Raw genomic sequence first — 24732 nt, 5'->3', positions numbered from 1 at the left:
ACTCTCCTTATGCGGGCGTCCACGCGTCCGCTTCAAGCAGCGGCGCGAAGATCTGGTCGATGACGTGATCGGTAACGCCGGCGGGCGTGGCGGGCTGCCAGCGCGGCGCATTGTCCTTGTCGACGATCACCGCCCGCACGCCTTCGAGGAAGTCGTGGCGCTGCACGACGCGGCTGGCGACGGCATATTCCTGTGCCATCTCGTCGGCGAAGCTCTGCATCAGCCCGCCGTCGTATAGCAGCCGCAGCGACACCTTCATCGCCTGCGGACTTTTGGTCCGCAGCACCGCAAGTTGTGCCTGCGCGAACGCGCCATCGTCCGCCTCCAGCGCGGCGAACACCTCCTCCAGCGTGTCCGCAGCGAACAGCCGGTCGATGTCGGCGCGATGCGCCAGCACCACCGCTTCGGGTGGCGCGACGGCCAACCCGTCCAGCACCGCCGCGATGCCCTGCGGATCGGCAAGGATCGCAGTCTTGGCGCGCTCCATCGCGGCGGCGGGCAGATAATGCGTGGCGAGCCCCAGCGCGTGCGCTTCCGCACCGTTCAGTCGATGTCCGGTCAGCGCCATGAACTGCCCGATCCGCCCCGGCAGGCGCGCCAGGAACCAGCCGCCCCCGACATCGGGGAACAGGCCGATGCCCGTCTCCGGCATCGCAAACCGCGTGTTCTCCGTCGCGACCCGCCAGCGGCACGGCAAGGCGATGCCGACGCCGCCGCCCATCGTCACTCCGTCCATGAACGCCACCGTCGGCTTGGCATAGGTGAACAGCTTGTGGTTCAGCCGGTATTCGGTGTGGAAGAACGCACGCGCCGCGACACCGTCGGTCGCGCCGCTCTCGCCGAGCATGCGGATGTCGCCCCCGGCGCAAAAGCCGCGGCCCTCGTGATGGTCGAGCATCACCGCCGCCACCGCCGGATCGGTTCGCCACGCCTCCAGTGCCGCCAGCATCCCCTCGCAAATCGCCAGGTTCAGAGCGTTCAGTGCCTCGGGACGGTTCAGCCGGAGCCGCCCAACGGCGCCATCGGTGATGGTCAGCAGGGCGTCGCTCATGAAGACCTGCCCTGCCCGGCAAACTTCTGGAGCAGAGCCTGCGCTTCCTCTGATCCTGCCGACCGCGCGATCATGCGCGCCTCGCTGCCCAGCTGTTCTTCCAGGGTCGCCCCGTAGCTGGAAAACAATAGCTCCCTGGTACTCGCGAGCGCCGTCACGGACGATGCCGCGAGCCCTGCGGCGAGCGCCATCGCCGCGTCGAACAGCGCCGCAGCATCGACTGCGCGTGTCACCAGACCGATCGATACGGCCTCCGTCGCGTCCAGCCGCCGGTTGGTCAACGCGATCTCCTGGGCTCGGCGCAGGCCGACCAGCCGTGGCAGAAGCCAGCTCGTCCCTGCATCCGGGGTCAGGCCGATCAGCCCGTAGGCCGTCGAAAACGAACTCGCACTGCTCGCGAGCGCGACATCGCCCATGATCGCCAGGCTGAAACCGGCGCCGGCGGCGGCACCGTTGATCGCGGTGACCAGCGGCTTGTCCATCCGCAACAATCCGACGATTGCGGCATGAAGGAACGTCGTCAGCTCGGTGACTAGGGCCGGTGTGTCGCCTCCCGCCGCCGCGAACGCCTTCACGTCCCCGCCGACGCAGAACATCCGTCCGGAGCCGGTCAGCAGCACACATCGCACGGTCGCGTCGGCTGCGCATGCCAGCACGGTTTCGAGGAGGGACCGTGCCAGAGCCGCGTTAATGGCGTTACCCTGATCCGGACGGTTCAGTGTGATGACGGCGACGTCGCCGTGCCGATCGAGCAGAACTTCGTTCACTCTTCTGTCCTTCTGAAAAGGTGCGGGGCACGTCCTTCGCACGTCGGTGTCGGCATCAGGCCGCGGTCCGCGTGCCCTCCTGCATGGCGGCATGGCCAAGTCGTGCGAGCCTCGGGAAGTTGGCGGCCCGTTCGCGGGCGTGAAGCGATGCCGCCGTGCCGCGGATCACCCGGCCCTTGATGCCGTGGAAGATCGCGGCGAGCCGGAAGAAATTGAACGTGACGTAGAATTGATAGTCCGGCATCGCCGAGCGCCCGGTCTTGGCGCAATAGGCGGCGACATAGTCCCGTTCGGTCGGGATGCCGAGCGCGGCAAGATCCGCGCCGGCCAAGCCGGCGACGATGTCGGGCGGCATCCGGTACATGAGGGCATGATAGGCGAAGTCGGCGAGAGGGTGGCCGAGCGTCGACAGCTCCCAGTCCAGAACCGCCAGCACTCGCGGCTCGGTGGGATGGAAGATCATGTTGTCGCAACGGAAATCGCCGTGAACGATGCTGCTTTCATCGCCGTAGGGAATGTTGGCGGGCAGCCATTCGACCAAGGCGTCCATGTCCGGATCGCGCCCCGCCTGCCCGTCGCCGAGATATTGCGCCGACCAGCGGGCGATCTGGCGGGCGAAGTAGTTTCCCGGACGGCCATAGTCGCCCAAGCCCACCGCGACCGGATCGACGCGATGGAGCGCCGCGATGGTGGTGTTCATCGCGTCGAAATAGCGGGGGCGGTCAGCACGCGGCACGTCGGGAAAGGTAGCGTCCCAGATGACGCGCCCCTCGACCATCGCCATCACGTAGAACGCCGTGCCGATGATGGCATCGTCCTCGCAAACGCCATAGACGCGCGCGACCGGCACGTCGGTCGCGGCCAGCGCGGTGAGGACGCGCGCCTCGCGCAGCACGTCGTGCGCCCCTTTCAGCAAAGTGCCGGGCGGTTTGCGGCGCAACACGTAATCCCGGCTTGGCGTGGACAGCCGGTACGTGGGGTTGGACTGGCCGCCCTTGAACTGTTCGACGCGCAGCGGTCCGGCGAAACCATCGACGCGTCGGGCCATCCAGTCGGCGAGCGCGCGCTCGTCGAAGCGGTGTGCGTCGCGCACCGCCATCGTTCCGATGTCCGCATCGGACGCGGTCACGACGCCGCCTTCCAGTCGCGCTTGATCTTCTTGGCGAGGCTCCATTTGTGGACTTCGGTCGGCCCGTCGTAGATCCGGAAGGCACGGACTTCGCGGAACACCTGCTCGACGATGGTGTCGCCGGTGACGCCGGTCCCGCCCATCACCTGCACGCAGCGATCGGCGATGCGCATCAACGCCTCGGACACCGCGACCTTCGCCATCGAGCTCTCCGCGCCGCCGAGTTCGCCGCCGTCGAGCACGCCGGCGCACCAGTCGATCATCAGTTCCGCTTGCTTCAGATCGATCAGGTTTTCGGCGAGCATGAAGCCGACACCCTCGTGGTCGACGAGCGGCTTGCCGAACGCGTGGCGGCGGCAGGCGTAATCGGTGGCGATTTCGTTGGCGCGGGTACAGGCACCGAGCCAGCGCATGCAGTGCGTCAGCCGTGCCGGGGCGAGGCGCACCTGCGCGAGCTTGAAGCCGTCCCCGGGATTGCCGAGCATCTGGTCCGCCGGCACGCGCAGCCGGTCGATCGCGATGACGGCGTGGCCACCGGGCATCGAACTGTCGATCGTGTCGAGCACCCGCTCGATCCGGATGGCGGGATCGGGCAGGTCGACGAGGAACATCGACGCGCCTTCTTCCGCCTTCGCCATGACGATGCCGACGCGCGCTCCGTCCGCGCCGGTGATGAACGCCTTGCGCCCGCTGATCACCCAATGGTTGCCGTCGCGCTCGCAGGTCGTCTGCATCATCGACGGGTCGGACCCGGCACCGCCCTCGGCAGCGGGCTCGGTCATGAAGAACGCCGAGCGCGCCTCGCCGCGGACCAGAGGGTCGAGAAAGCGACGCTTCTGTTCCTCGCTCGCCACCCGGCCGAGCAGATACATGTTGCCTTCGTCGGGCGCGGCGACGTTCACCGCGACCGGGCCGAGCGGCGACAGACCGGCGGCGCGCAGCACCACGGCGACCTCGGCGTGATGGAGATGCTCGCCGCCCGGCAGGATGTGGGGCGTCAGCACGCCTGCCGCACGGGCCTGCTCGCGCAATGCATCGACCAACCCGGCGGCAGGACCATGCGCGCCGCACCGCGGGTCGCGTTCGTAGGGCACCACGATCTCGCGCACGAAGGCTTCCACGCGGGCGGCGATGGCGTTCGCACGGGCGCTCATCGCGGTGCCATCCGTATCGCGCCGTCGAGCCGGATCACTTCGCCGTTCAGCATCGGGTTGGTGACGATCGCTTCGACCAATGCGGCATATTCCTCCGGTCGCCCGAGCCGGCTGGGATGGGGAACCTGAGTCCCAAGGGAATCCTGCGCCGCCTGCGGCAATCCCATCAGCATCGGCGTCAGGAAGATGCCGGGCGCGATCGTCATGACGCGGATGCGGTGCTGCGCGAGGTCGCGGGCGATCGGCAGCGTCATGCCGGCGACCGCCGCCTTGGATGCGGCATAGGCGACCTGCCCGACCTGACCATCGAACGCCGCGACCGAGGCGGTGTTGACGATCACGCCGCGCTCTTCACCGATCGGATCGGCCGCGGCCATGCGGGCGGCGACATGGGTGATGGCGGCGAAGGTGCCGATGAGATTGATGTCGATGGTGCGGCGGAAGGTCGCCAGCGGGTGAACGGCGTTCTCCTTGCCCACCGTCTTGATCGCCGGGGCGACGCCGGCGCAATTGACGAGGATGCGCGCGACGCCGTGCGCCTGCTCCGCCGCGTCGACGCCTGCGACGATGCTCGCTTCGTCGGTGACGTCGGTGCGGGCGAAGTGACCGCCGATCGACGTGGCGTGCGCCGCCCCCGCTTCGGCATTCATGTCGAGGATCGTCACATGCGCGCCGCGCCAGGCCAGCATCGCGGCGGTGGCCGCGCCCAGGCCCGACGCCCCGCCGGTGACGATGGCCGCTAGTCCGTCGATGTTCATCACGCTCTCCTGTTGTCTGTCAGTCGCTTCACTGCGCGGTCGATCCGCCATCGACGACCAATTCGGCGCCGGTCATGTAGCGCGAACGGTCGCTGGCGAGGAACACGATCGCCTCTGCGATATCCTCCGCCGTACCGAGCCGGCCCAGCGGTACGTCGGCGAGCAGCCTGGCATGCACGGCGGGGTCGTCGTGCGCCGCCGCCGTCAGCGGCGTGTGGATATGGCCGGGATGGATGGAATTGGCGCGCACGCGGTTGCCGAGCGCGGCGCACTCGAGCGCAAGCGCCTTGGTAAACAGCCTAACGCCGCCCTTCGCCGCACAATAAGACGCGGCATTGGCACCGCCGACGATCCCCCTGATCGACGACATGTTGACGATCGCCCCGCCGGCCGGTGACCTGGCGAGCAGCGGCAGCAGCGCCCGGCAGCCCAGGAACACGCTGTCCAGATTGACCGCCATGATCGCCCGCCAATGATCGAGCGTGGTGTCGGCGATCGACCGGAACGTGCCGAACCCGGCATTGTTGACGAGGATGTCGAGGTGTCCGCTGGTCGTCTCGACCGTCCGGGCCAGATCCGCCCAGCCGGCCTCGTCGGTGACGTCCAGCATGACGGCCCGATGCCCCCCGCCGGTCAGCCCGGCGAGCGCGGCTTCCGCACCGGGTCCGTCGCGGTCGACCAGGATGACCGCGGCGCCGTGCTCTGCCAGCGCGGCGGCGGTCGCCAGCCCGATGCCGGATGCCGCCCCGGTGACCACGGCAAGACGGCCCGTCAGGTCACCCGCATTCCGCCGATCTGTCTGTGTACCGGTCTGCGTCACGATCCATCTCCCTAACCGACGCGTTGCCCGGTGCGTTGCCGGGACAAGGACCCATAGGAGGGTTGCCAGCCGCATCCATACTGCCCAAAAGGACGGAAAGTCACTCCCGTCCAACCGGTCGGGCGATAATGGCAGCGAGAGGATGATGACATGGCGTCGGATGTGAGCCCCCTGCTTTCGGTCGGACGATTGCGCGCGCATGCCCCCAAGACGATCGCGGGTTTCCGCCGGTTTCGGACCGTCGTCGAGAAGGACGGCGCCTTGCCGTCGACCATCAAGCGCCTGTTCCTGTCGGCGGCGGCGGCGGTGAAAGGCTATCTGCCGATGGCCGAGCGTGAACTGGCGGCGGCGGCGGCACTGGGCCTCGACGTCGAGAGCGCCGCCGCGGCGCTGACCATCCTGTCGAGCAGCCGTGGCGAAGGTGCCGCCCTGCGCTTCGCCGGGGTGCTGGAGGCCGTGTATGGCGACGCCGCGACGATCGATGCGGACGAAACCCCGATCGAGGTGCCGGATGGCGAGGCACGGGACAATTTCATCGGCTATTTCGGCAGCATCCCGCCCTCGCTCGGTACGTTGCTCGATCTCGTGCCGACCGGAGCGGACGCCTATTACCTGATGCGGGAGGGCACGTTGTCGGGCACCGCGCTGGAGCCGCGCTATGCCGAGCTGCTGCTGGTGACGGTGCTGGCGGCGGATTACAGCCCATGGGCGTCAGTTCATGTGGATGGCGCGCGCAAGGCGGGTGCGAGCGAAACGGAGGTGGCCGAAGCGGTGTTGTGCGCGGTTCCGGTCGCCGGATTGTCGGCATGGGTGGTCGGCGCGACGGCGATGGAGCCGAAGGCGTGATGGACACGCTTCGGACGCGATCCTAGGATGCCGCCGTCATGTCACGGGAACACATAATGCCCGCACCGGGCAGAAAGCGTCCGCGAACCGAAGCGCACGATGAAAAGCGCGGCGAGATCATCGCGCATTGCGCCGCGCTGTTCGACAAGGTGGGCTATCACAATACGTCGATGCAGATGCTGGCGGACGAGGTCGGGCTGGGCAAACCGACGCTCTACCATTATTTCCCCAGCAAGATCGCGATCCTGTTCGCGATCCACGACACCCATATCCGTGCCTTGCTCGACGGCCTGACGCACGAAGCAGGGGCAGACCCGATCGCTTCGTTGCGCGCCGCCTGTGTCGATATCCTGCGCCAGATCGCCAGCCATCCGGGCTACGTCCGTGCGTTCATGGACAATTACGGCGACCTCACCGGCACGATGCGCGATCAGATCCGTGCCGCGCGGAAGGAGTATTTCGAGGCGATCCGCGGTTTGGTCGTCGAGGGCGTCGAGCGCGGCATATTCCGGCCATGCGACCCCTTGATCACGACGTACGGTTTCCTCGGCATGTGCAACTGGGCGTATAAATGGTATCCGCCGATGGCTCGGGAACGCTCGCCGGAGGAGGTTGCGGACGCATTGTGCGCTCCGTTCTTCGATGGCCTGAAGGCGGGCTGACGCCATGCATATCGCCGACGATCTGTTGCAGGCCGTGCGCGTCGATGGCGTCGCGGGCATCCGTCCCGCTGCCGAGGCGCTGCGCGACGGCGTACGTGATCTTACCGGACTGCGGGTGGCGGTGACCCACAACATTGCCAGTGCCACGCCGATGCGGGATGCGGATGGCGCGATCCTGGCCGGCGACGTCTTCGGTGCCAGTGGCGACAAATGCTGGTGGACGACGCCGCACCTGGCGTTGACATCGCCCCTGCCGATGGCATGCCGGCTGGAGAGCGAACCGTTCTGGTGCAACGCGGCGGGTATTCATACGCGGTCGCCCAATTCGCTGCTGGCCGAGTTCGACCTGTCCAAATTCCGCGAACGCGCGCTGACCAGCGCCGCGATCGTCGCCCCCGTCCACCTGCCGTTCGGGGAGATCGGCGCCGCGAGCTTCCTGTCGCCCGACCCGGAGATGGACGATCTGGCCGCCGCGTTCGAAGCGCATGGCGAGGCGCTCGCGCTGCTCGCCCGCGTGTTCGTCGCGAGCTACGTCAAGGTGACGGAACGCCGTTCCGCAAAGGTGGGGGCGATCGTGCTGACGAAGCGCGAGGTGGAATGCCTGCGATGGGCCGGCGCCGGCAAGACGAACGACGAGATCGCCACCATCCTCGGGCTGCAGCGGACCACCATCCGGTTCCATATCCGCACCGCGGCGCAGAAGCTGAATGCGGTGAATCGCGACCAGGCACTCTTCAAGGCGGCGCAGCTGGGCTTTCTCGGCACGTTGCGCTGACACAAAGGGCAGCGGCGGCGGCGTCTTCGCTCCGCTACGTCGTCGTGCAGGAAGAGGAAGCACGATGCCCGATTGGCCACCCCCCGTTGACGATCGCCTGCTGTCGCTGGACGCCGCGGGCACCCCCACGCTGTATGCGGCTCGGGAGCGGGAGAGCGGACGGCTGGTTTATCCGCCGCCGACGGACGACGATCGGTTCGCGCTGGAACCGCTGCCCCGTAGCGGTACGCTCTGGTCGTGGACGGTGCAGCGGTTTCGGCCCAAATCGCCGCCCTATGCCGGGCCGGAATCCTTCGAGCCCTATGCGGTCGGCTACGTCACACTGGGCGATGCGCTGATCGTCGAGGCGCGGCTGACCGGAGCGCCGCTCGACGGATATCGCATCGACATGCCGATGACCCTGGTCGCCGAGCGGTTCGAGCGCGCCGACGGAGCGGTGCGATCCACCTTCGCCTTCGCGCCCACCGAGCGCGCGGCATGAGCGGCGTGCATATCGTCGGCGCCGGCATCCACCCGTTCGGCCGCACCCCGGAACGGACGGGTTTGCAGCAGGGTGCCTATGCCGTCCGCCAGGCGCTGGCCGCAGCGGGGCTCGACTGGCGCGACATGCAATTTGCCTACGGCGGCTCCGATGCGGCGGGCAAGGCGGATACGATGGTGTCGGAGCTGGGGCTGACCGGCATCCAGTTCATCAACGTCGCCAACGGCTGCGCGACGGGCGGATCGGCGATGTTCGGCGCCTATGCGACGATCAAGTCGGGCGAGTTCGACCTCGGCATCGCGGTCGGCTTCGACAAGCATCCGCGCGGCGCGTTCGATCCGAAGCCGGCCGAATGGGGCCTGCCGGAATGGTATGGCGACACCGGGCTGATGCTAACGACGCAGTTCTTCGCGATGAAGATCCAGCGCTACATGGCGATGTACGGCATCACGAACGGAACGCTCGCGGCGGTGGCGGAGAAGGCGTTCGACAATGGTGCGCTGGCCGATCATGCCTGGCGGCGCGAACCGGTGGACGCCGCGACGATCCTGGCGGCACCGATGGTCAGCGATCCGCTGACCAAGTTCATGTTCTGCTCGCCCGCGGAGGGCGCGGTCGCGCTGATCTTCGCCAGCGAGCGCAAGGCGCGTGAACTGGCTCTGCCGTCGGTCAAGCTGCGCGCCGCCACGGTGCGCAGCCGCCCGCCGGGCTCGTTCGAAGTGTTTTCACCGGCGCTGGACGTCGAGCGCGGCCCCTCCCCCACCGTCATCGCCTCGCGCGCCGCCTATGAGATGGCGGGCGTCGGCCCGGAGGACATCGACGTGGCGCAATTGCAGGACACCGAAAGCGGCGCCGAGATCATGCACATGGCCGAGAACGGTTTCTGCCGCGATGGCGAGCAGGAGGCGTGGATCGCAGATGGTGCGACGCGGATCGCCGGCAAGCTGCCGGTGAACACCGATGGCGGCTGCCTCGCCTGCGGCGAACCGATCGGCGCGTCGGGGCTGCGGCAGGTCTACGAGAATTACATGCAGCTGACCGGACGGGCGGGCGCGCGGCAGGTGCCGGGCGGTCCGCGGCTGGCCTACAGCCACGTCTACGGCGCGCCCGGCGTGTCGGCGATCGCCATTGTGGAGCGCTGACATGGACATGACCCTCACCCCGCAGCAGCAGGCGTTCCGGACCGAGGTGCGCGCGTTCCTCGACGAGGCGCTGACGCCCGAGATGAGGCGCGGGGCGACGCTGACCTCCGGCGTATTCGCCGAGCCCGATGTCGCGAGTCCGTGGCAGGCGGCGCTGGAGGCGCGCGGCTGGCTGGTGTATTTCTGGCCAGCGGCGCATGGCGGCCCGGGCTGGAGCGCCGTCGAACGCTGGATCTTCGAAACCGAATGCGCCTGCGCGGGCGCCCCCGTGCTGGCCGGGATGGGGCTGAAGCTGGTCGGGCCGGTCGTCTACACCTTCGGCACGGCCGCGCAGAAGGACCGCTTTCTGCCCGCCCTGCGACAAGGCGAGCACGTCTGGGCACAGGGGTTTTCCGAGCCGGGATCGGGCTCCGACCTCGCCAGCCTGCGCACGCGGGCGGTCCGCGACGGCGACGACTATACCGTCAACGGCCAGAAGATCTGGACGACGCAGGCGCAGTTCGCCAACTGGCTGTTCGCGCTGGTGCGCACCGATGCCGAGGTGAAGCCGCAGCGCGGCATCTCGTTCCTGCTGATCGACATGCGCTCGCCCGGCGTGACGGTACGCCCGATCCTCAGTGCGTCGGGCGACCACGAGCTGAACGAGGTGTTTTTGGAGGACGTCCGCGTCCCCATCGCCAACCGCGTCGGCGACGAGGGCCAGGGCTGGTCGATCGCCAAGTTCCTGCTGGAGAACGAGCGCGGCGGCACCGGCTATGCGCCGCAATTGCTCGGCGATCTCGAACGGCTGGAGCGGGCCGCGGCGTTGACCGGATCGCTCGCCGATCGCGCGGTGCGGCTGCGGCTGGAGGCGGAAGCGCTGGAGATGACCGAGTTGCAGACGCTGCTGGAGATCGAGGCCGGCGAGCCGCCGGCACCACGCAGTCTGGCAAACAAGCTGATCGCGTCGGAAATCCGTCAGGGGATCGAAGGTCTGGCGATCGACGCCTTCGGGATAGCCGGGCTGCAATCGCAGGACGCCCGGCCCTTCCACGATCACGACGCCGGTTTCGCGGGGCCGCCCGAGGCGGGGCTCGCCGCCGCCCGCTATCTCAACGCGCGTGCGTGGTCGATCTTCGGCGGCACCAGCGAAATCCAGCTCAATATCATCGCCCGCGCTGCGCTGGGCCTCTAAACGCAAGGAACGTCGACGTGCCCGAAGCCTATATCGTCTCCGCCCGCCGCACCGCCGGCGGCCGCCGCAACGGTCGCCTCGCGGGCATCCATCCCGCCGACCTCGGCGCCTATGTCATCGATGCCATCCTCGCGGAGACCGGCGTCGATCCTGCGGCGATCGACGACGTCATCATCGGTTGCGTCAGCCAGATCGGCGAACAGACGTTCGCGCTCGGCCGCAACGTCGTGCTCGCCTCGTCGCTGCCCGACAGCGTGCCGGCGGTGACGATCGACCGCCAGTGCGGATCGTCGCAGCAGGCGCTCCATTTCGCCGCGCAGGCGGTGATGTCGGGCACCCAGGATCTGGTGATCGCCGGCGGGGTCGAGAGCATGTCGCGCGTGCCGATGGGGACGCCGGTGACGCTCGCCGCCAATGCGGGGATCGGCGAAGGCCCCTTCGCCAAGAGCATCCAGCAGCGTTATGGCGTGGAAAGCTTCAGCCAGTTCGTCGGCGCGCAGATGATCGCCGACAAGCACGGCTTCTCCCGCAGCGACATGGACGGGTTCGCGCTCGCCAGCCATCGCAAGGCGGCAGCGGCGACCGAAGCGGGTGCCTTCGACGCCGAGATCGTGCCGATCGCCGTGACCGGGCCGGACGGGACTGATTTCGTCCACGACCGGGACGAGGGCGTGCGCGGCGACGCCACGCTGGAGGGGATCGGTTCGGTGAAGACGCTGACCCCCGACGGATCGCTGAGTGCCGCGACCGCCAGCCAGATCTGCGACGGATCGAGCGGCGTGCTCGTCGCATCGGCCGCGGCGGTGAAGGCGCACGGCCTCACCCCGTTGGCGCGGGTCCACAATCTGACCGTCACGGCGGGCGATCCGGTCATCATGCTCGAAGAACCCATCCCGGCGACCCGGCGCGCGCTGCAACGCGCGGGCCTGTCGATCGACGACATCGACCTGTTCGAGGTCAACGAGGCGTTCGCCTCCGTTCCGATGGCATGGTTGAAGGAAACGGGGGCGGACCCTGCCCGGCTGAACGTCAACGGCGGGGCGATCGCGCTCGGCCATCCGCTCGGCGGCACCGGCACCAAGCTGATGGCGACGCTGATCCATGCCCTGCACGCGCGCGGTGGGCGGTACGGCTTGCAGACGATGTGCGAAGGCGGCGGCATCGCCAACGTCACGATCGTCGAGCGGCTCTGACGCGATGGACTTCCGGCCCAGTGAAGAGCAGGTCCTGCTCCGCGACATGGTCAGGCGCTTCCTGGCCGACGCAATTCCCGCACCGGAGGCCGGCAAGGCTCCGCTGCCCGTCGACGACTGGCGCGCGATGGGGGAACTCGGTGTGCTGGGCATCGCGCTGCCCGCCGCGGCCGGCGGGATGGACGGCGCGCCGCAGGACGCCGCGATCGTCGCCAAGGAGCTGGGCCGCGCCGTCGCCGTCACCCCGTTCGCCGAGGCGATGCTCGGCGCGGCGGACCTGCTGGCGCGGCATGGCACAACCGACCAGATCGACCAGCGGATCGTGCCGGCGGCCGAAGGCACGCAGAGGCTGGCGTGGGCGGAGGGGTCGGTCACCGATAGCGACGGATCGCTCGACGGAACGTGTCCGCTGGTCCGCTGGGGCGCCGACGCCGATGCCTTCGTGATCGTCGATAGCGGTCGGGCATGGCTGGTCGCGGGCGACGCGCCCGGCCTCGATCGGCATCCGAGCCGCCTGGCGGACGGCAGCGTCGCCGCCACCCTGTCGCTGCACCGCTGCTCCGCAACGGCGCTCGCGGTCACGGACGACGACATCATCCGCGCGCGCGCGCTGGCGCAGCTCGGCTATGTCGCGGAGATGGTCGGCATCATGGCGACGCTGCTCGACCAGACCGTCGACTATGCCCGGCAGCGACGGCAGTTCGGGGTGGCGATCGGGACGTTCCAGGTCGTGCAGCACAAGCTGGCGCGCATGTTCGTGCGGCTTGAGCAATCGCGCTCGCTGCTGTTGAAAGCCGCCGCGACGGCCCGCGACGCGTCCGACTTCGTCCGCCACGTCACCGCCGCCAAGGCCTATGTCGCGGAGGCGGCGCAGCACGTCGCCGAAGAGGCCGTGCATCTGCACGGCGGGATGGGGGTAACCGACGAACTGGTCGTCGGCCGGGCGCTGCGCCGCGTGATGGTGCTCGCGCGGGTGTTCGGTCGCGCCGAGGAGGCGCGCCACCGGCTGGCGGCATGACGCGCAACCGCTGCTGGACGCTGGCACGGCACCCCGCCGGCGCCGTAACGGCGGACGATTTCGCGCTGATCGAGCGGGTAGACGACGAACGCCCGCCCGAAGAGGGCGAGATCATCGTCCGCAACCACCTGTTCTCGGTCGCGCCGACTATCCGCAACCGGCTTAACCCGCCGGCGGAAGGGCTTCGCGCGGCGATACCGATCGGCGGCGTCATCGGCGGCATGGCGGCGTGCGAGGTCGTGGCGTCGGCGCATCCCCGACATCATGTCGGCAGCCGCCTCGTCATCCTGTCGCAATGGGAGGATATCAGCCGCCTGCGCCCCGATCGCCTGCCGATCCCCGTGTTCCCCGTCCCGGACGACATGACGTTCGACGATGCGCTGGGGGCATATTCGCCCAACACCCTGACCGCCTATTTCGGGATGATCGACATCGGCCGCCCGCGACCGGGTGAAACCGTGCTCGTGTCCGGCGCGGCGGGATCGGTCGGATCGATCGCCTGCCAGATCGCGCGGCTGTCGGGATGTCGGGTGATCGGGATCGCGGGCAGCGCCGACAAGTGCCGATGGCTGCTGGATGCGGGGTGCGTCGATGCCGTGATCGACTATCGGCATGAGGACGTTCCGGACCGTCTGCGCGTGCTGGCACCCGACGGGATCGACATATTCTTCGACAATGTCGGCGGTGCGTTGCTGCAGCATGCGATCGACAGGATGGCGCGGCATGGCCGCATCGTCGTCTGCGGCCAGATTTCCGCTTACGACGGCGACGGCGACGCGCCGGGGCCGCGCGACATGATGAAGATCGTCTACGGATCGATCCGCATCCAGGGTTTCGTGGTCGGTGACCATGTCGATCGGATCGACGCGGCGCGTGCCGACCTGCGGCGCTGGGTGAACGACGGCGCGCTGACGGTCCGCGCCGATCGACGGCATGGGCTGTCTCACCTGCCGGCCGCATTGATCGATCTGTTCCGCGGCGCCAATGCCGGCGCGCTGCTCGTCGTCAACGACGATGCCCCAGAGCGGCACGATGTCCGATACCGTCCGGACGGAGGGGAAGTGAGCGATGCGTAAGCTGAACGAGACCACGAACGCCCGGGGGACGCGCAATGCCCTGCGGCGACTGTCGCTGCCGATGGCGTTTGCACTGCTGGCGGTTCCGACGATGGTGACGGCGCAGGATCGTCCGCACCCTGCTGCGGCGCCGATGATCGCCAGCTACGATCTCGGCCGGGTGGACCAGTTCAATCCCGGCAAGGCGCTCGACACGATCCCCGATGATCCGGCCGCGCGGCGGCGCAATGCCGAAGCGGTCGCGACCGAAGCGGCGATCTATGGTCTGCCGGCCGTCCTCCAATATGCCGAGATGCACGCTCAGGCGATCGATCGGGGCAGTAAGCGCTACGTCGGTTTCAACCGTTTCGTGCATGATCGCGATCTCGCCGGTCCCGAATATGCGGCCTTCAAGAGCCCCAATTCCGACACGCTGTATTCCAATGCGTGGCTAGACCTCACGGCCGGTCCGCTGATCGTCGCGGTGCCGCCGGTGCCGCTGAAATATTACACGCTCAACTTCTTCGACGCGTACGGCAATGCGAGCAACATCGGAACGCGCACCTTCGGCAGCAAAGGCGGTCGCTACCTGATCGCACCGACTTCGTGGACCGGCACCGTGCCGCCCGGCGTGACGGTGTTCCGCGTCGCGACGCCGCACATGTGGGTGCTGATGCGGATATTCGCCCAGAAGCCGTCGGAGGTGGCGATGGCGCGCACGCTACAGGACCGCGTAACGATCGCGCGCTATGACGCGGGCCGAACGCAATCGGCCGCCCCAGGCAGTGCGCCGCCGGCGACGGACCGCGAGACTGGTACGGGGTTCCTGCGCATTCTCGATTCAGTGCTGCGATCGAACGGCCATCCGGTGCAGGAAGATGCGCTGGTCCATCGCTTTCAGGCGGTCGGCGTCGGCCTTGCCGCACCCTTTGATCCCGCCGCCCTCGACGAAGAGACCAAAGCTGGGATCGAGGCCGGGTATCAGGCCGCGATGACGATCATCCGCGCCTCGCGATCGCAGCTCGGGATCGCGACGGGCAAGGGCTGGAACCGCATCGAAAAGGCGCGATACGGCTTCAATTACCTCAATCGGGCGACGATCAACTACGTCGGCCTCGGCGCCAACGTCAGCGAGGAGAACTATTCCTTCAACACCTTCTCCGATGCCGCCGGCCGGCCACTCGACGGATCGCGGGCGGCCTATACGTTGACGCTGGCGCCCCCGCCGCCGGTCGACGCCTTCTGGTCGGTGACGCTTTACGACGCCGCGACCTATCGCTTGCACCCCAATGTGCTGAAACGCTATCTGGTCAACGACCGGACGCCCGGACTCATCATGGGCAAGGACGGATCGGTAAAGATCCTGATCCAGCGCGATCGGCCGGGGAACGCGACGAACTGGCTCCCCGCACCCGATCGCCCATTCTACCTGGCGTTGCGCGCCTATCTGCCGAAAGCGGATCTGCTGAACGGCCGCTGGACGCCCGACGGCGTGGTGGCGACGCCGATCGGCACGGCGGCTCCGTGATCGACGATACGGCGCGGCGCCTATTGCGCGATCGTGCCGCCGTCGATGACGATCTCCGCTCCCGTCATGTATCGCGCGGCGTCGCTGGCCGCGAACAGGATGGCGGCCGCGATTTCGGCGGGACGGCCCGCGCGCGCCATCGGTAGCGCGGCCATGCGGCCGGCGGCTGTTTCGCGGTCGGTCAATGCAGCGGCGGCCAGCGGCGTGTCGATCAGGCCGGGATGGACCGAATTGACGCGCACGCCATTGCCCTGTTCGGCGCATTCCAGGGCGACGGCCTTTGTAAAGAGCCTCACCGCCCCCTTCGACGCGCAATAGGCGGTCGCATTGACCCCGCCGATGATGCCCCGGATCGACGCCACGTTGACGATGGCCCCGCGCCCCGACCGAGCCAGGATCGGCAGCAGCGCGCGGGTGCCGAGGAAGACCGAGTCGAGGTTCACCGCCATCGTCGCACGCCAGCGCGCAAGGCTGGTGGCGGCGATCGGGTCGAGCGCGGCGACGCCGGCATTGTTGACCAGGATGTCGCACCCTGCATCGAGCGATGCGGCGAGCGCTCGCCAGCCGGCTTCGTCGGCGACATCCATCACCACGACGCTGTGATCGCGGCCGGCCAGTCCCCCGGCGACGGCGCGCGCGGCATCCGCATCGCGGTCGACCAGAACGATCCGCGCGCCTTCCGCGGCGAACAGTTCGGCGGTGGCGCGGCCGATGCCGGAGGCCGCGCCGGTGACGACCGCGCAACGTCCCGACAGTATGCCGTTCACGACGACGTTGCGGCCGGGTCCAGACCGGAATCCTTGCGGCTCATCGCCACGATGCTCTCGAACCGCGGATCGGCCCGATCGACGATGTCGGCACAGCGTTGCCGGATCGCCGCATCGAATGCCGCGGTCGTGAAGACGTAGAAGCGCCCATCGATGACCGCATCGATCGCAAGGTCGGCGGTTTGCCCGGCGGTGGTCGCGCCACGGTACAAATCGTCGCGCATCGCTTCGAGTTCAGCGGACTCGCGTGGACTGCCGCCGGCGTCCGAAAGATGATCCGGACGCAGGCGTTCCGCCTCGTAGATGCGCGTGGCCACCAATCCGGGCGCGAGCAAGGTGACGCCGATCGGTGCGTCCGCCTCCTGCAATCCGGCGAGCAGCGCCTCGGTCACCCGCACCACCGCATGCTTCGATGCCCCGTAGCAGGCCGACCCCGATCCGCTGACGAACCCGGCCACCGAAGCGGTGTTGAGGACATGCGCCGGCGTGCCATGCGCGATCATCCGGGGGACGAAGCTGCGGATGCCGTTGATGACCCCGTACAGGTTGACCCCGAGCGACCACTGCCAGTCGTTGAGGCTGTATTCCCAGACCTTGCGATGGCGGCCGCCGGGCACGATCCCGGCATTGTTGCACAGCAACGCCACAGGTCCGAACCGTGCCTCCGCGGCCACCGCCATCGCCTCGACCGCCCCTGCATCGGATACGTCGCATCGGACCACCATGCTGCGCGCCGCGCCAATCTCCTCCGCGACCGCCCCGGCGTCGTCTGCCGCCACGTCGGCAAGGACGATGTTCATGCCCTCGGCCGCCAGCCGCCGGACCAGCGCGGCACCGATGCCGCTGCCTGCGCCGGTCACGACTGCGCATTTTCCGGAAAGTTCACGCATGGAGGGGCTCCTTGTCCGCGACGGTTTCATTCTGCCAATAGCGGCCGGCGTAGAAGAACAGTCCGGCGGCCAGCACCGAGGGCGCAAGCACCAGCACCAGCGCATAGCGCAGCGCGTCGTCGCCGAACGTCGGGTTGAGCCAGTCGCTGAGCGCACCTGCCGCCAGTGGCCCGAGACCCAGGCCGAACAGGTTGAAGGTCAGCAGCAGCATGGCGTTGCCGAACGCCCGCATCGTCGGCGGCACCGCAGATTGTGTCGCGGCGACGATCGGACCGTAATAAGCGATCATCAGCATCGAGGAAAATCCGGCTGCGACGATCGAGACGTTCGTCGAGGACGCCAGGTATTGGACCAACGCGCACGGCACCGTGGCGGCGACGCTGGCGCCCATGATCCACACGCGCCAGCGACGATCATGGATCGCAAGCCGGTCGGTCAGCCAGCCGCTGCCATACATGCCGATCGCACCCGCGACACCACTGAGCAGCGCCATCAGAAACGACACGTCCCGCAGCGACAGGTGGTGCGTCCGGACGAAGAACGGCGCGTTCCACGTCATCATCGCGTATTGCGAGAAGCCGTGGAACATGCCCGCGATCGCCACCCACCGGTAGGCCGGCGTGCGCCAGAGCAGCGCCAAGGCCTGTCCGAGCGGCAAGGGCGGAACGGCGGCCGCTTTCGCACCAGCGCCGTCCAGCCGTCCGCGGATCGGATTGCCGACCATCGCCAGCACCAGCGGCGCGATGAGAACGCCGATACCACCGACGATCGCGAAGGCGAGCCGCCAGCCGACCGCATTCGCCAATGCCCCGATGCTGCCGTAGCCGATCAGCAGGCCGGCCGGCAGGGCGAGGCCCCAGACCGACACCGCCATCGCCCGGCGGTGCGGCGGATAGTAATCGGCGATCAGCGACACGCTCGCCGGCACGCTACCGGCCTCGCCGATCGCGACGCCGATGCGGAAGAAGGCGAGCGAGGCGAAGCCGGTCGCGAACCCGCACAAGGCCGTCATCGCGCTCCATATCGCAAGCGAGATGGCGACGATGATACGCCGGTTGTAGCGGTCGGCAAGCCGTGCGATCGGCAGGGACAGCGTGGCGTAGAACAAGGCGAAGGTAAAACCGGTGAGTGCCCCCAGCTGACCGTCGGATAGCCCGAGTTCGGTCTTGATCGGGATCTGGAGCACCGACAGGATGGTACGATCGAAATAGTTGAACGCCGAAACCACGAACAACGCGAACAATGCCATCCGCCGCTGACGCGCCTCGGCAGGGGTATCGATGTGGAGGACCGCCGTCATGCCCACCCCGCCGAACGCGCCGCGGCGATACCGAACGTCATCGCCAAAGCGAGGCCTCCGGCATAGCCGCTGCCATAGGCTCCCGCCGCGTCAGCACCCGCAGCGAACAGGCCGGGCACCCGCGATCCATCTGCCCGCAAGACATGGGCATCGGCGTCGATGGTCAATCCGCCGAAGGTAAATGTGATCGCCGGATGGACGACCAGGGCGTAGAACGGTGGCTTGTCGATCGGGCGATTGTCCTCGCTGCGCGGCGGACGCTGGTTTTCCCAGCCGTGGCGCGCATCGTGATTGAAGCGCGCCATCGCTGCGATGATGCGACCACCATCGAACCCGACGCTGTCGGCGAACTGCCGTATGCCGTCGAGATCGGCCGCTATCCGACCTTCGCCACCGTGCGCCATGGCGACATCGAACTTGTCGTCGGCGACGCCGACCGAGACGACGGGCACCGTGGCATAGGAGGCATGAACGCGGCTGTCCCACACGCACAGGGCACGCGCGCCGGGCTGGACCAGGGTCTCGTAGGTGTTGACGTGATCTCCCAGCGTCTCGTCGCAGAACCGCTCGCCCGCGGTATTGAACAGCAGCGCACGGTCCGAATGATATTGCGACAACGCCACATACAGGCGTTCATCGTTCCACCGATCCGAGCCGCTGACCAGATGCCCGTAGAAGCGCCGGTTTCGTCCCGCGACCTCGCCGCCAGCCGCCTCGCCGAGCCGCAGGCCGCCGCCGTCGCTGATCGGGTTGGAACGCAACAGCATGTCGCGTGCGTGGGGATGGATGTAGCGTTCGCGCAGGTCGGGCGAGGCCTGGAAGCCCCCCGTCGCGATGATCGTACCCGCGGCGTGGATGACGATATCGCCATCCACGTGATGCGCCGTCGCGCCGACGACGGCCCCATTGGGGTCGCGGGTCAGCGCGGTCGTCTCGGTGTCGAGGGCGATGAAACCACCATGCTGCTCGACCAGATCGGCGCAGCCACGGATATGGGCGGCGATGTCGATCTGGTAGCCCTGCCCGTGCAGGACGTCGAGCCGCGGCGACACCTCGATGCCGCGCTCGCGCAACCGTGCGAGAGCGCTGCCATAGGTGTCGAACACCACACGCGCCAGTTCCGGGTCTCCACCGCCGTAGAGTGCCATCTTGCCATGCGAGCTGGCGGTCCAGAATACACCACCCGACAGAACGGCGGATCCGCCGAGCGCTCCCGCCTTTTCCAGCACGATGACCCGCGCTCCGTTTTCGGCAGCCCAGCCGGCGGCCGACATCCCGGCCATGCCGCCGCCGATCACCAGCAGATCGCATTCCATCGGGAGCGCGGGCTCGTCCATCAGAACTTCGTCTCGATCTGCAGCACGACTGCCCGCGGTTCGCCGGCGACGGTGAACACCTCTCCAATTCCGCCGGGCTTGTCGATGCCGAGCGTTCCGTAGCGACGATTGGTGAGATTGCGGCCGATGACGGAGAGGGACCAGTTGGCCAGCGAGGTCAGCCTCGCGCCGGCATTCAGAAGCAGATAGCTCTTCTGATAGGAATAGGGGTTGAGATTGACCCCGGTAAAATAGCCCGCCGAATAGCGCACATCGGCGTTGAGCGTTGCCGAATAGTCGCCGCCCAGGGATACGGTCTTCACGGCACCGCCGGTGGCGATCCATTTCGGGGAACGGTAGACGGTACGACCGCTGAGGTTCTGATACGTGGCGCGCGTCACCGCATCGACCAGGCAACCCTGTGCGAGCGACTGGCCAGTCCAGCATTGCGCACGATCGAACTCGTTGAACTTGGCATCGTTGTACGCCGCAGTGGCGCGCAGGATCAGTCCTGCCGGGCCCCTGTACGACGTTTCGAACTCGAGCCCCTGCACCCGTGTGTTGGCCGCATTCTGCGTGATGTAGCTGACCGCCGTCTGGCTGATCGCCACCAGCGAGGTAAGCGGCAAGCCCTTGTACGTATAACGGTATGCCGTCAGCGATGCGTTCAAGCGGCCGTCGAGTATTCCGCCCTTGATCCCGAATTCGCCGCCGTCGACCGTTTCCTTGTCGAAGCTCAACGTGTTGATGGTGGTCGTACTGCTCAGAATGCCGGGGTTGGAAAAGCCACCCGCGAGGAAGCCGCTCTTGTAGGCGCCATAGATCGTCAGATTCCTGGTTGGCCGCCACGTCAGCGTGGCTTCCGGTGATACGTTGTCCTGGCTCTTCTCGCCGGCGATGATGCGGCCAGGGGGAGAGATGTTGGTGATGACCGGGTTCAGGAACGTCGTGTAGGAGTTCAGTTCATTGGTTTGACGCGTATAGCGGGCGCCGCCGGCGAGCTCGACCGTCGGCGTCACGTTCAGTACCAGCTGGCCGAACAGCGACCATGCTTCCGACTTGTTGTGCTGCTGGTTGTCATAGGTCTCGTAACGACCCGTCGCCGGATCGCGCGGCTGGGACCCGTTGATACCGCCGACGAACAGCGTCCGATTGTTCTTCTCGTAATGCCCCCCGGCCGCAAAGTTCAGCGCGCCCTCGAACGCGGAGCTTGCCCTCACCTCCTGGTAGAAGCTGCTGTTCTGTTCGTTGCTGTAGGACCAGAAATAGGAATAGCTGGTCGCTTCGGCGTTGCCCTGCGTAACGTAATCATAGCCGTAATAGCCGGTTACCGACGTCAGGGAGATCGGACCCTTCGCATAGTTGAGCGTGAGGATCGGCAGGAAGGAGTCGTTGCGGGAATATGGACGGCCGCCGTTGTTACGGCGAACTTCGGGCCAGTTGGCGATGATCACCGGATCCGCCCAGCCTTGCGACGACTTGTCGTTCAGCTTGCAGTCTCCGGTCGGGTCGATGAGGCCGCCGATCGTGCCGGGACGTGTCCGCGACGGAGGACATGCCATGACTTCGGAAAAGCTCTGGACCCCCTGCCCCTCGTAGCGGCTGGCGAGCACCTTCACCGTCGCATCGAAGCCGTCGTTGTCGGTGAACGTGACCGTACCACGCGCTGCGATCTTGCGTTCGGCACCAAGGCGAGACGGTGAAGGCGGCAGGAAGGCCGTGCCGGTGTTGCCGCGGAAGATGACATTGTCGACGCCGCGATTCTGGTTGCGGATGTACCCTTCGCTGTCGCTGGCGAAGATCGCCAGCCTCGCGCCCGCGCCCTCGCCGATCGGGCCGCCGATGGCGGCTTCGACCTGTTTGTTGTCGGTGGTGAACTCGTAACCGGTGCGAATGTAGCCGTTCAGCGCCTTGCCCGGTGCCGCGGAGCGGACCGACACCACGCCGCCAGGCGAATTCTTGCCGAAGAACACGGCCTGGGGCCCCTTGAGGACCGTGAGGCTCTCCATGTCGAACAGGGCATCGTTGAGGATCCGACCACGGCTGATCGCCATGCCGTCGAAATCGAGCAATACCGATTGTTCGACACCCGCATCTATCGACGAGGAACTGACGCCGCGCAGCGCAATGGACGAGCCCGAGCCGGTGAAGCCGCGGTCGAGGCTGATTTCGGGTGCGGCGATCCGGATGTTCGCGACCGACGTGAGATCGTATTGCCGGATCTGCTGCTGGTCGACCACGGTGGCGGCGACGGGGACGTCCTGCAGGCGTTCGACGCGGCGACGCGCGGTGACAACGATCTCGCCGCCCACCGGACCGACCGATGCGGCCGTCCGGGGATCGGTGGTCGTGTCGATGGTCTGCGGCGGCGGACCGTCCCGAGGCAGGGGGTCGGCGGCGGCTGCGACCGCCGCTGAAGGTGCTGCCGCAAGCTGCTGAGCGCCGACGGAAGCAGCCGATAGCGAGGCAATGCTGGCGGCTGCAAGCAGCGCGATCCTCAACGTGCTCTTCATGATCCCTCTCCTCTGTTCGGCGGATCATTGTCCGCCGTTTTTTATGGTGTCGTCGTTCCCGCGAACTTCAGCTCGCCCCGGCATCCTGCGCGCTACGCCATGCAGCCTGGGCGAGCGGGACGATGCGCTGGATGATCTCCGCGGAATTGTTCGCGGTCTGCACGCCGTCGCGGCTGCGGCCGGCGATGCCCTGAAGGATCGCGGCGACGCGGAAGAGATTGAAGGCCGTGTAGAACGGGTGCGTCGGATCGACGTCGAAGCCGGTTCGCTCGCGATAGCGGCGGGCATAATCCTCGGCGCTCGGGATACCCAGCGAGGCGAGATCGGCGCCGCGCAAGGTGCCGCGCACGTCGACGCCATCGGGCCTGAACCATTCCATCATGTGGTAGGTGAGGTCCCCCAGCGGATCGCCGAGCGTCGACAATTCCCAGTCGATCACCGCGGCGACCCGCGGTTCGGTCGGATGGATCAGCAGGTTGTGGAACGAATAATCGCCGTGGATGATGGTCGTGCGTTCGCCGGCATCGGGAATCGCATCCGGCAGCCACGCCATGAGCCGCTCCATCTCCGGAATGTCCTGTGTCCGCGATGCATCATATTGGCGCGACCAGCGCGAGATCTGCCGCGCGAAGAAATTGCCCGGACGGCCGTAATCGGCCAGACCCAGACTTACATGATCCACCAGATGCAGCCGGGCAAGCGTTTCGTTGGCCGAATCGTAGATGGCGGCGCGGTCTTCTCGCGACACGCCTGGCATGCGCGGGTCCCAGAAACCGCGACCCGGGACATGCCGCATGACGTAGAACATCGTGCCGATGACATCCAGATCCTCGCACAGCACCAGCGGCTCCGGCACCGGCAGCCCGGCTTCGAACAGCGCCCTGGTCACCCGATATTCGCGGTCGACCGCATGCGCGGATGCGAGGAGCACGCCCGCGGGCTTGCGCCGCAACACGTATTTGGCATCCGGCGTCGTTAACAGGAAAGTGGGGTTGGACTGCCCGCCCTGAAACTGGCTGACCACCATGTCACCCGAGAACCCGGCGATGCGACCGTTGAGATAGCGGCGCAGAACCGCCTCGTCGAAGGCGGTGCCCGGTTCGACCGCGACGGTGTGGCCGATCGTCGCCGCAGGCGTTGCCGGTGCCGTCATGCCGTGAGCTCCGCGCGATATTTGTCCAGTTCCATGCGAGCGAGCTGGCGCTCGTGAACTTCGTCCGGGCCATCGGTCAGTCGCACGATGCGGGTGTTGGCCCACAGTTCCGCCAGTCCAAAGTCTTCCGACACGCCGCCGCCGCCATGTGCCTGGATCGCGTCGTCGACGATCTGCTGCGCCATGCGGGGTGCGGCGATCTTGATCATCGCGATCTCGGCCCGCGCGGCCTTGTTGCCGACCGTGTCCATCATGTGCGCGGCCTTCAGGCAAAGCAGGCGCGCCATCTCGATCTCACAGCGCGCGCGGGCGATCCGTTCTTCCCACACCGAGTGTTCGGCGATCGTCTTGCCAAAGGTGCGGCGCGACAACAGCCGTCGGCACATCTTTTCGAGCGCGACCTCCATCGTCGCGATGTTGCGCATCGTATGGTGGATGCGACCCGGCCCGAGCCGGCCCTGCGCGATCTCGAACCCTCGCCCCTCGCCGAGCAGCATATTCTCGGCGGGCACGCGGACATCCTCCAGCTTCACCTCGAAATGGCCGTGGGGGGCATGGTCGTAGCCGAATACCGGCAGGTGACGGACCAAAGTGACACCCGGCGTGTCGCGCGGCACCAGGATCATCGACTGCTGGTGATAGGCGGGGGCGTCGGGATCGGTCTTGCCCATCAGGATAAAGAAGTCGCAACGCGGATGGCCGGCGCCCGACGACCACCATTTGCGGCCGTTGATGACATATTCGCCGCCGTCGCGGCGAATCTCGGTGCGGATATTTCGCGCGTCGGACGAGGCGACGTCGGGTTCGGTCATCAGAAAGGCCGAACGCGTCTCGCCATCGCGCAGCGGCAGCATGAAGCGCTCCTTCTGCGCGCGCGTGCCATAGCGGTGCAACACCTCGAAATTGCCCGTGTCGGGGGCCATGCAGTTGAACACCTCCGACGCGAAGGACACGCGGCCCATCAGTTCGGCGATCGGGGCATATTCGAGGTTGCTGAGGCCGGTACTGGTGAACAGATCGTCGTCATGGTCCGACGGCGGCATGAAGAAATTCCACAGCCCCTCGGCCTTCGCACGCGCCTTCAGCTCCTCGAACACCGGCGGGATCTCACGCCAGCGATCGATCTGGCCGAGCTGCTGGTGATAGACTGGAACGGCGGGGATGATGTGCGCGTCCATGAACGCGGCGACCCGCTCCATCCACGAACGCGATCGCTCAGATTGCTCGAAGGCCATTGCTA

General features: G+C 67.4%; 23 protein-coding genes. 10 read left to right on the top strand and 13 right to left on the bottom strand.

Annotation, left to right across the window (positions count from 1 at the left end; all coding sequences use genetic code 11):
• Nucleotides 1-7 precede the first annotated feature (7 nt).
• The 6 genes from NF699_02345 to NF699_02320 are packed head-to-tail and all read right to left on the bottom strand — an operon-like array spanning nucleotide 8 to nucleotide 5679.
• The gene (locus NF699_02345) at nucleotides 8-1051 is read right to left on the bottom strand and encodes an enoyl-CoA hydratase/isomerase family protein (protein ID USU05562.1); all 1044 of its coding nucleotides are present in this window, start codon (nucleotides 1049-1051) and stop codon (nucleotides 8-10) included.
• Entirely contained in the window at nucleotides 1048-1818 is a 771-nt protein-coding gene (locus NF699_02340) for an enoyl-CoA hydratase/isomerase family protein (protein ID USU05561.1), read from the bottom strand. Before NF699_02340 ends, NF699_02345 begins: the two co-directional genes overlap by 4 nt.
• A 55-nt stretch (nucleotides 1819-1873) precedes the next feature.
• Nucleotides 1874-2917 carry a phosphotransferase gene (locus tag NF699_02335; GenBank protein USU06965.1) on the bottom strand — a complete coding sequence of 348 codons (1044 nt, stop codon included), beginning with the start codon at nucleotides 2915-2917 and terminating at the stop codon, nucleotides 1874-1876.
• Nucleotides 2918-2943: 26 nt separating this feature from the next.
• Nucleotides 2944-4101: an acyl-CoA dehydrogenase family protein gene (locus NF699_02330; protein ID USU05560.1), complete on the bottom strand. Its 1158-nt coding sequence runs from the start codon at nucleotides 4099-4101 to the stop codon at nucleotides 2944-2946.
• On the bottom strand, nucleotides 4098-4859 hold the full coding sequence (locus NF699_02325) for an SDR family NAD(P)-dependent oxidoreductase (protein USU05559.1): 762 nt from the start codon (nucleotides 4857-4859) through the stop codon (nucleotides 4098-4100). Before NF699_02325 ends, NF699_02330 begins: the two co-directional genes overlap by 4 nt.
• A 28-nt stretch (nucleotides 4860-4887) precedes the next feature.
• Nucleotides 4888-5679 carry an SDR family oxidoreductase gene (locus tag NF699_02320; protein USU05558.1) on the bottom strand — a complete coding sequence of 264 codons (792 nt, stop codon included), beginning with the start codon at nucleotides 5677-5679 and terminating at the stop codon, nucleotides 4888-4890.
• A 162-nt stretch (nucleotides 5680-5841) separates the two neighbouring features.
• Here NF699_02320 and NF699_02315 point away from each other — a divergent pair, with 162 nt between their 5' ends.
• The 10 genes from NF699_02315 to NF699_02270 all read left to right on the top strand — a co-directional run bounded on the left by NF699_02315 (nucleotide 5842) and on the right by NF699_02270 (nucleotide 15553).
• On the top strand, nucleotides 5842-6525 hold the full coding sequence (locus NF699_02315; GenBank protein USU05557.1) for a carboxymuconolactone decarboxylase family protein: 684 nt from the start codon (nucleotides 5842-5844) through the stop codon (nucleotides 6523-6525).
• Nucleotides 6526-6581: 56 nt separating this feature from the next.
• Nucleotides 6582-7187: a TetR/AcrR family transcriptional regulator gene (locus NF699_02310; GenBank protein USU05556.1), complete on the top strand. Its 606-nt coding sequence runs from the start codon at nucleotides 6582-6584 to the stop codon at nucleotides 7185-7187.
• Between the two features lie 4 nt (nucleotides 7188-7191).
• Nucleotides 7192-7962, top strand: a complete 771-nt coding sequence (locus NF699_02305) for a LuxR C-terminal-related transcriptional regulator (GenBank protein USU05555.1) — start codon at nucleotides 7192-7194, stop codon at nucleotides 7960-7962.
• Between the two features lie 64 nt (nucleotides 7963-8026).
• Nucleotides 8027-8443 carry an OB-fold domain-containing protein gene (locus NF699_02300; GenBank protein ID USU05554.1) on the top strand — a complete coding sequence of 139 codons (417 nt, stop codon included), beginning with the start codon at nucleotides 8027-8029 and terminating at the stop codon, nucleotides 8441-8443.
• Entirely contained in the window at nucleotides 8440-9585 is a 1146-nt protein-coding gene (locus NF699_02295; protein USU05553.1) for a thiolase family protein, read from the top strand. Before NF699_02300 ends, NF699_02295 begins: the two co-directional genes overlap by 4 nt.
• 1 nt (nucleotide 9586) lies before the next feature.
• Nucleotides 9587-10759 (top strand): acyl-CoA dehydrogenase family protein, encoded by a 1173-nt coding sequence (locus tag NF699_02290; GenBank protein ID USU05552.1) that lies wholly within the window; start codon nucleotides 9587-9589, stop codon nucleotides 10757-10759.
• A 17-nt stretch (nucleotides 10760-10776) separates the two neighbouring features.
• A complete protein-coding gene (locus NF699_02285) occupies nucleotides 10777-11952 on the top strand; it encodes an acetyl-CoA C-acetyltransferase (protein USU05551.1) in 1176 nt (391 codons plus the stop codon).
• Between the two features lie 4 nt (nucleotides 11953-11956).
• Nucleotides 11957-12970 (top strand): acyl-CoA/acyl-ACP dehydrogenase, encoded by a 1014-nt coding sequence (locus NF699_02280; protein ID USU05550.1) that lies wholly within the window; start codon nucleotides 11957-11959, stop codon nucleotides 12968-12970.
• Nucleotides 12967-14046: an NADP-dependent oxidoreductase gene (locus tag NF699_02275; GenBank protein ID USU05549.1), complete on the top strand. Its 1080-nt coding sequence runs from the start codon at nucleotides 12967-12969 to the stop codon at nucleotides 14044-14046. The genes NF699_02280 and NF699_02275 overlap by 4 nt, the downstream gene beginning before the upstream one ends.
• Nucleotides 14039-15553, top strand: a complete 1515-nt coding sequence (locus NF699_02270; GenBank protein ID USU05548.1) for a DUF1254 domain-containing protein — start codon at nucleotides 14039-14041, stop codon at nucleotides 15551-15553. The genes NF699_02275 and NF699_02270 overlap by 8 nt, the downstream gene beginning before the upstream one ends.
• Before the next feature lie 20 nt (nucleotides 15554-15573).
• Here the strand turns inward: NF699_02270 and NF699_02265 are convergent, their stop codons facing one another.
• The 7 genes from NF699_02265 to NF699_02235 all read right to left on the bottom strand — a co-directional run bounded on the left by NF699_02265 (nucleotide 15574) and on the right by NF699_02235 (nucleotide 24727).
• On the bottom strand, nucleotides 15574-16320 hold the full coding sequence (locus tag NF699_02265) for an SDR family oxidoreductase (GenBank protein USU05547.1): 747 nt from the start codon (nucleotides 16318-16320) through the stop codon (nucleotides 15574-15576).
• Nucleotides 16317-17210, bottom strand: a complete 894-nt coding sequence (locus tag NF699_02260) for an SDR family NAD(P)-dependent oxidoreductase (GenBank protein ID USU05546.1) — start codon at nucleotides 17208-17210, stop codon at nucleotides 16317-16319. The genes NF699_02265 and NF699_02260 overlap by 4 nt, the downstream gene beginning before the upstream one ends.
• Complete coding sequence (locus tag NF699_02255; protein ID USU05545.1) at nucleotides 17203-18510, bottom strand: MFS transporter; 1308 nt, start codon at nucleotides 18508-18510, stop codon at nucleotides 17203-17205. The genes NF699_02260 and NF699_02255 overlap by 8 nt, the downstream gene beginning before the upstream one ends.
• Complete coding sequence (locus NF699_02250) at nucleotides 18507-19847, bottom strand: FAD-dependent oxidoreductase (GenBank protein ID USU05544.1); 1341 nt, start codon at nucleotides 19845-19847, stop codon at nucleotides 18507-18509. The genes NF699_02255 and NF699_02250 overlap by 4 nt, the downstream gene beginning before the upstream one ends.
• Nucleotides 19847-22339 (bottom strand): TonB-dependent receptor, encoded by a 2493-nt coding sequence (locus NF699_02245; protein USU05543.1) that lies wholly within the window; start codon nucleotides 22337-22339, stop codon nucleotides 19847-19849. The genes NF699_02250 and NF699_02245 overlap by 1 nt, the downstream gene beginning before the upstream one ends.
• A 67-nt stretch (nucleotides 22340-22406) precedes the next feature.
• Nucleotides 22407-23492 carry a phosphotransferase family protein gene (locus NF699_02240; protein USU05542.1) on the bottom strand — a complete coding sequence of 362 codons (1086 nt, stop codon included), beginning with the start codon at nucleotides 23490-23492 and terminating at the stop codon, nucleotides 22407-22409.
• Nucleotides 23489-24727 carry an acyl-CoA dehydrogenase family protein gene (locus NF699_02235; protein USU05541.1) on the bottom strand — a complete coding sequence of 413 codons (1239 nt, stop codon included), beginning with the start codon at nucleotides 24725-24727 and terminating at the stop codon, nucleotides 23489-23491. Before NF699_02235 ends, NF699_02240 begins: the two co-directional genes overlap by 4 nt.
• Nucleotides 24728-24732 lie beyond the last annotated feature (5 nt).

It is taken from the genome of Sphingomonadaceae bacterium OTU29LAMAA1 (assembly GCA_024072375.1).
Classification (GTDB): domain Bacteria; phylum Pseudomonadota; class Alphaproteobacteria; order Sphingomonadales; family Sphingomonadaceae; genus Sphingomonas.
Note: the sequence above shows the minus strand (reverse complement) of the source record. Positions and strands in the feature narration are given on the sequence as shown.

Bases quoted from the DNA above. Each gene is read 5' to 3' on its own strand.
- NF699_02345 (USU05562.1), bottom strand. From the start codon at position 1,051: ATGAGCGACGCCCTGCTGACCATCACCGATGGCGCCGTTGGGCGGCTC.
- NF699_02335 (USU06965.1), bottom strand. From the start codon at position 2,917: ATGGCGGTGCGCGACGCACACCGCTTCGACGAGCGCGCGCTCGCCGAC.
- NF699_02330 (USU05560.1), bottom strand. From the start codon at position 4,101: ATGAGCGCCCGTGCGAACGCCATCGCCGCCCGCGTGGAAGCCTTCGTG.
- NF699_02325 (USU05559.1), bottom strand. From the start codon at position 4,859: ATGAACATCGACGGACTAGCGGCCATCGTCACCGGCGGGGCGTCGGGC.
- NF699_02310 (USU05556.1), top strand. From the start codon at position 6,582: ATGCCCGCACCGGGCAGAAAGCGTCCGCGAACCGAAGCGCACGATGAA.
- NF699_02305 (USU05555.1), top strand. From the start codon at position 7,192: ATGCATATCGCCGACGATCTGTTGCAGGCCGTGCGCGTCGATGGCGTC.
- NF699_02300 (USU05554.1), top strand. From the start codon at position 8,027: ATGCCCGATTGGCCACCCCCCGTTGACGATCGCCTGCTGTCGCTGGAC.
- NF699_02295 (USU05553.1), top strand. From the start codon at position 8,440: ATGAGCGGCGTGCATATCGTCGGCGCCGGCATCCACCCGTTCGGCCGC.
- NF699_02290 (USU05552.1), top strand. From the start codon at position 9,587: ATGGACATGACCCTCACCCCGCAGCAGCAGGCGTTCCGGACCGAGGTG.
- NF699_02280 (USU05550.1), top strand. From the start codon at position 11,957: ATGGACTTCCGGCCCAGTGAAGAGCAGGTCCTGCTCCGCGACATGGTC.
- NF699_02275 (USU05549.1), top strand. From the start codon at position 12,967: ATGACGCGCAACCGCTGCTGGACGCTGGCACGGCACCCCGCCGGCGCC.
- NF699_02270 (USU05548.1), top strand. From the start codon at position 14,039: ATGCGTAAGCTGAACGAGACCACGAACGCCCGGGGGACGCGCAATGCC.
- NF699_02260 (USU05546.1), bottom strand. From the start codon at position 17,210: ATGCGTGAACTTTCCGGAAAATGCGCAGTCGTGACCGGCGCAGGCAGC.
- NF699_02255 (USU05545.1), bottom strand. From the start codon at position 18,510: ATGACGGCGGTCCTCCACATCGATACCCCTGCCGAGGCGCGTCAGCGG.
- NF699_02250 (USU05544.1), bottom strand. From the start codon at position 19,847: ATGGACGAGCCCGCGCTCCCGATGGAATGCGATCTGCTGGTGATCGGC.
- NF699_02245 (USU05543.1), bottom strand. From the start codon at position 22,339: ATGAAGAGCACGTTGAGGATCGCGCTGCTTGCAGCCGCCAGCATTGCC.
- NF699_02240 (USU05542.1), bottom strand. From the start codon at position 23,492: ATGACGGCACCGGCAACGCCTGCGGCGACGATCGGCCACACCGTCGCG.
- NF699_02235 (USU05541.1), bottom strand. From the start codon at position 24,727: ATGGCCTTCGAGCAATCTGAGCGATCGCGTTCGTGGATGGAGCGGGTC.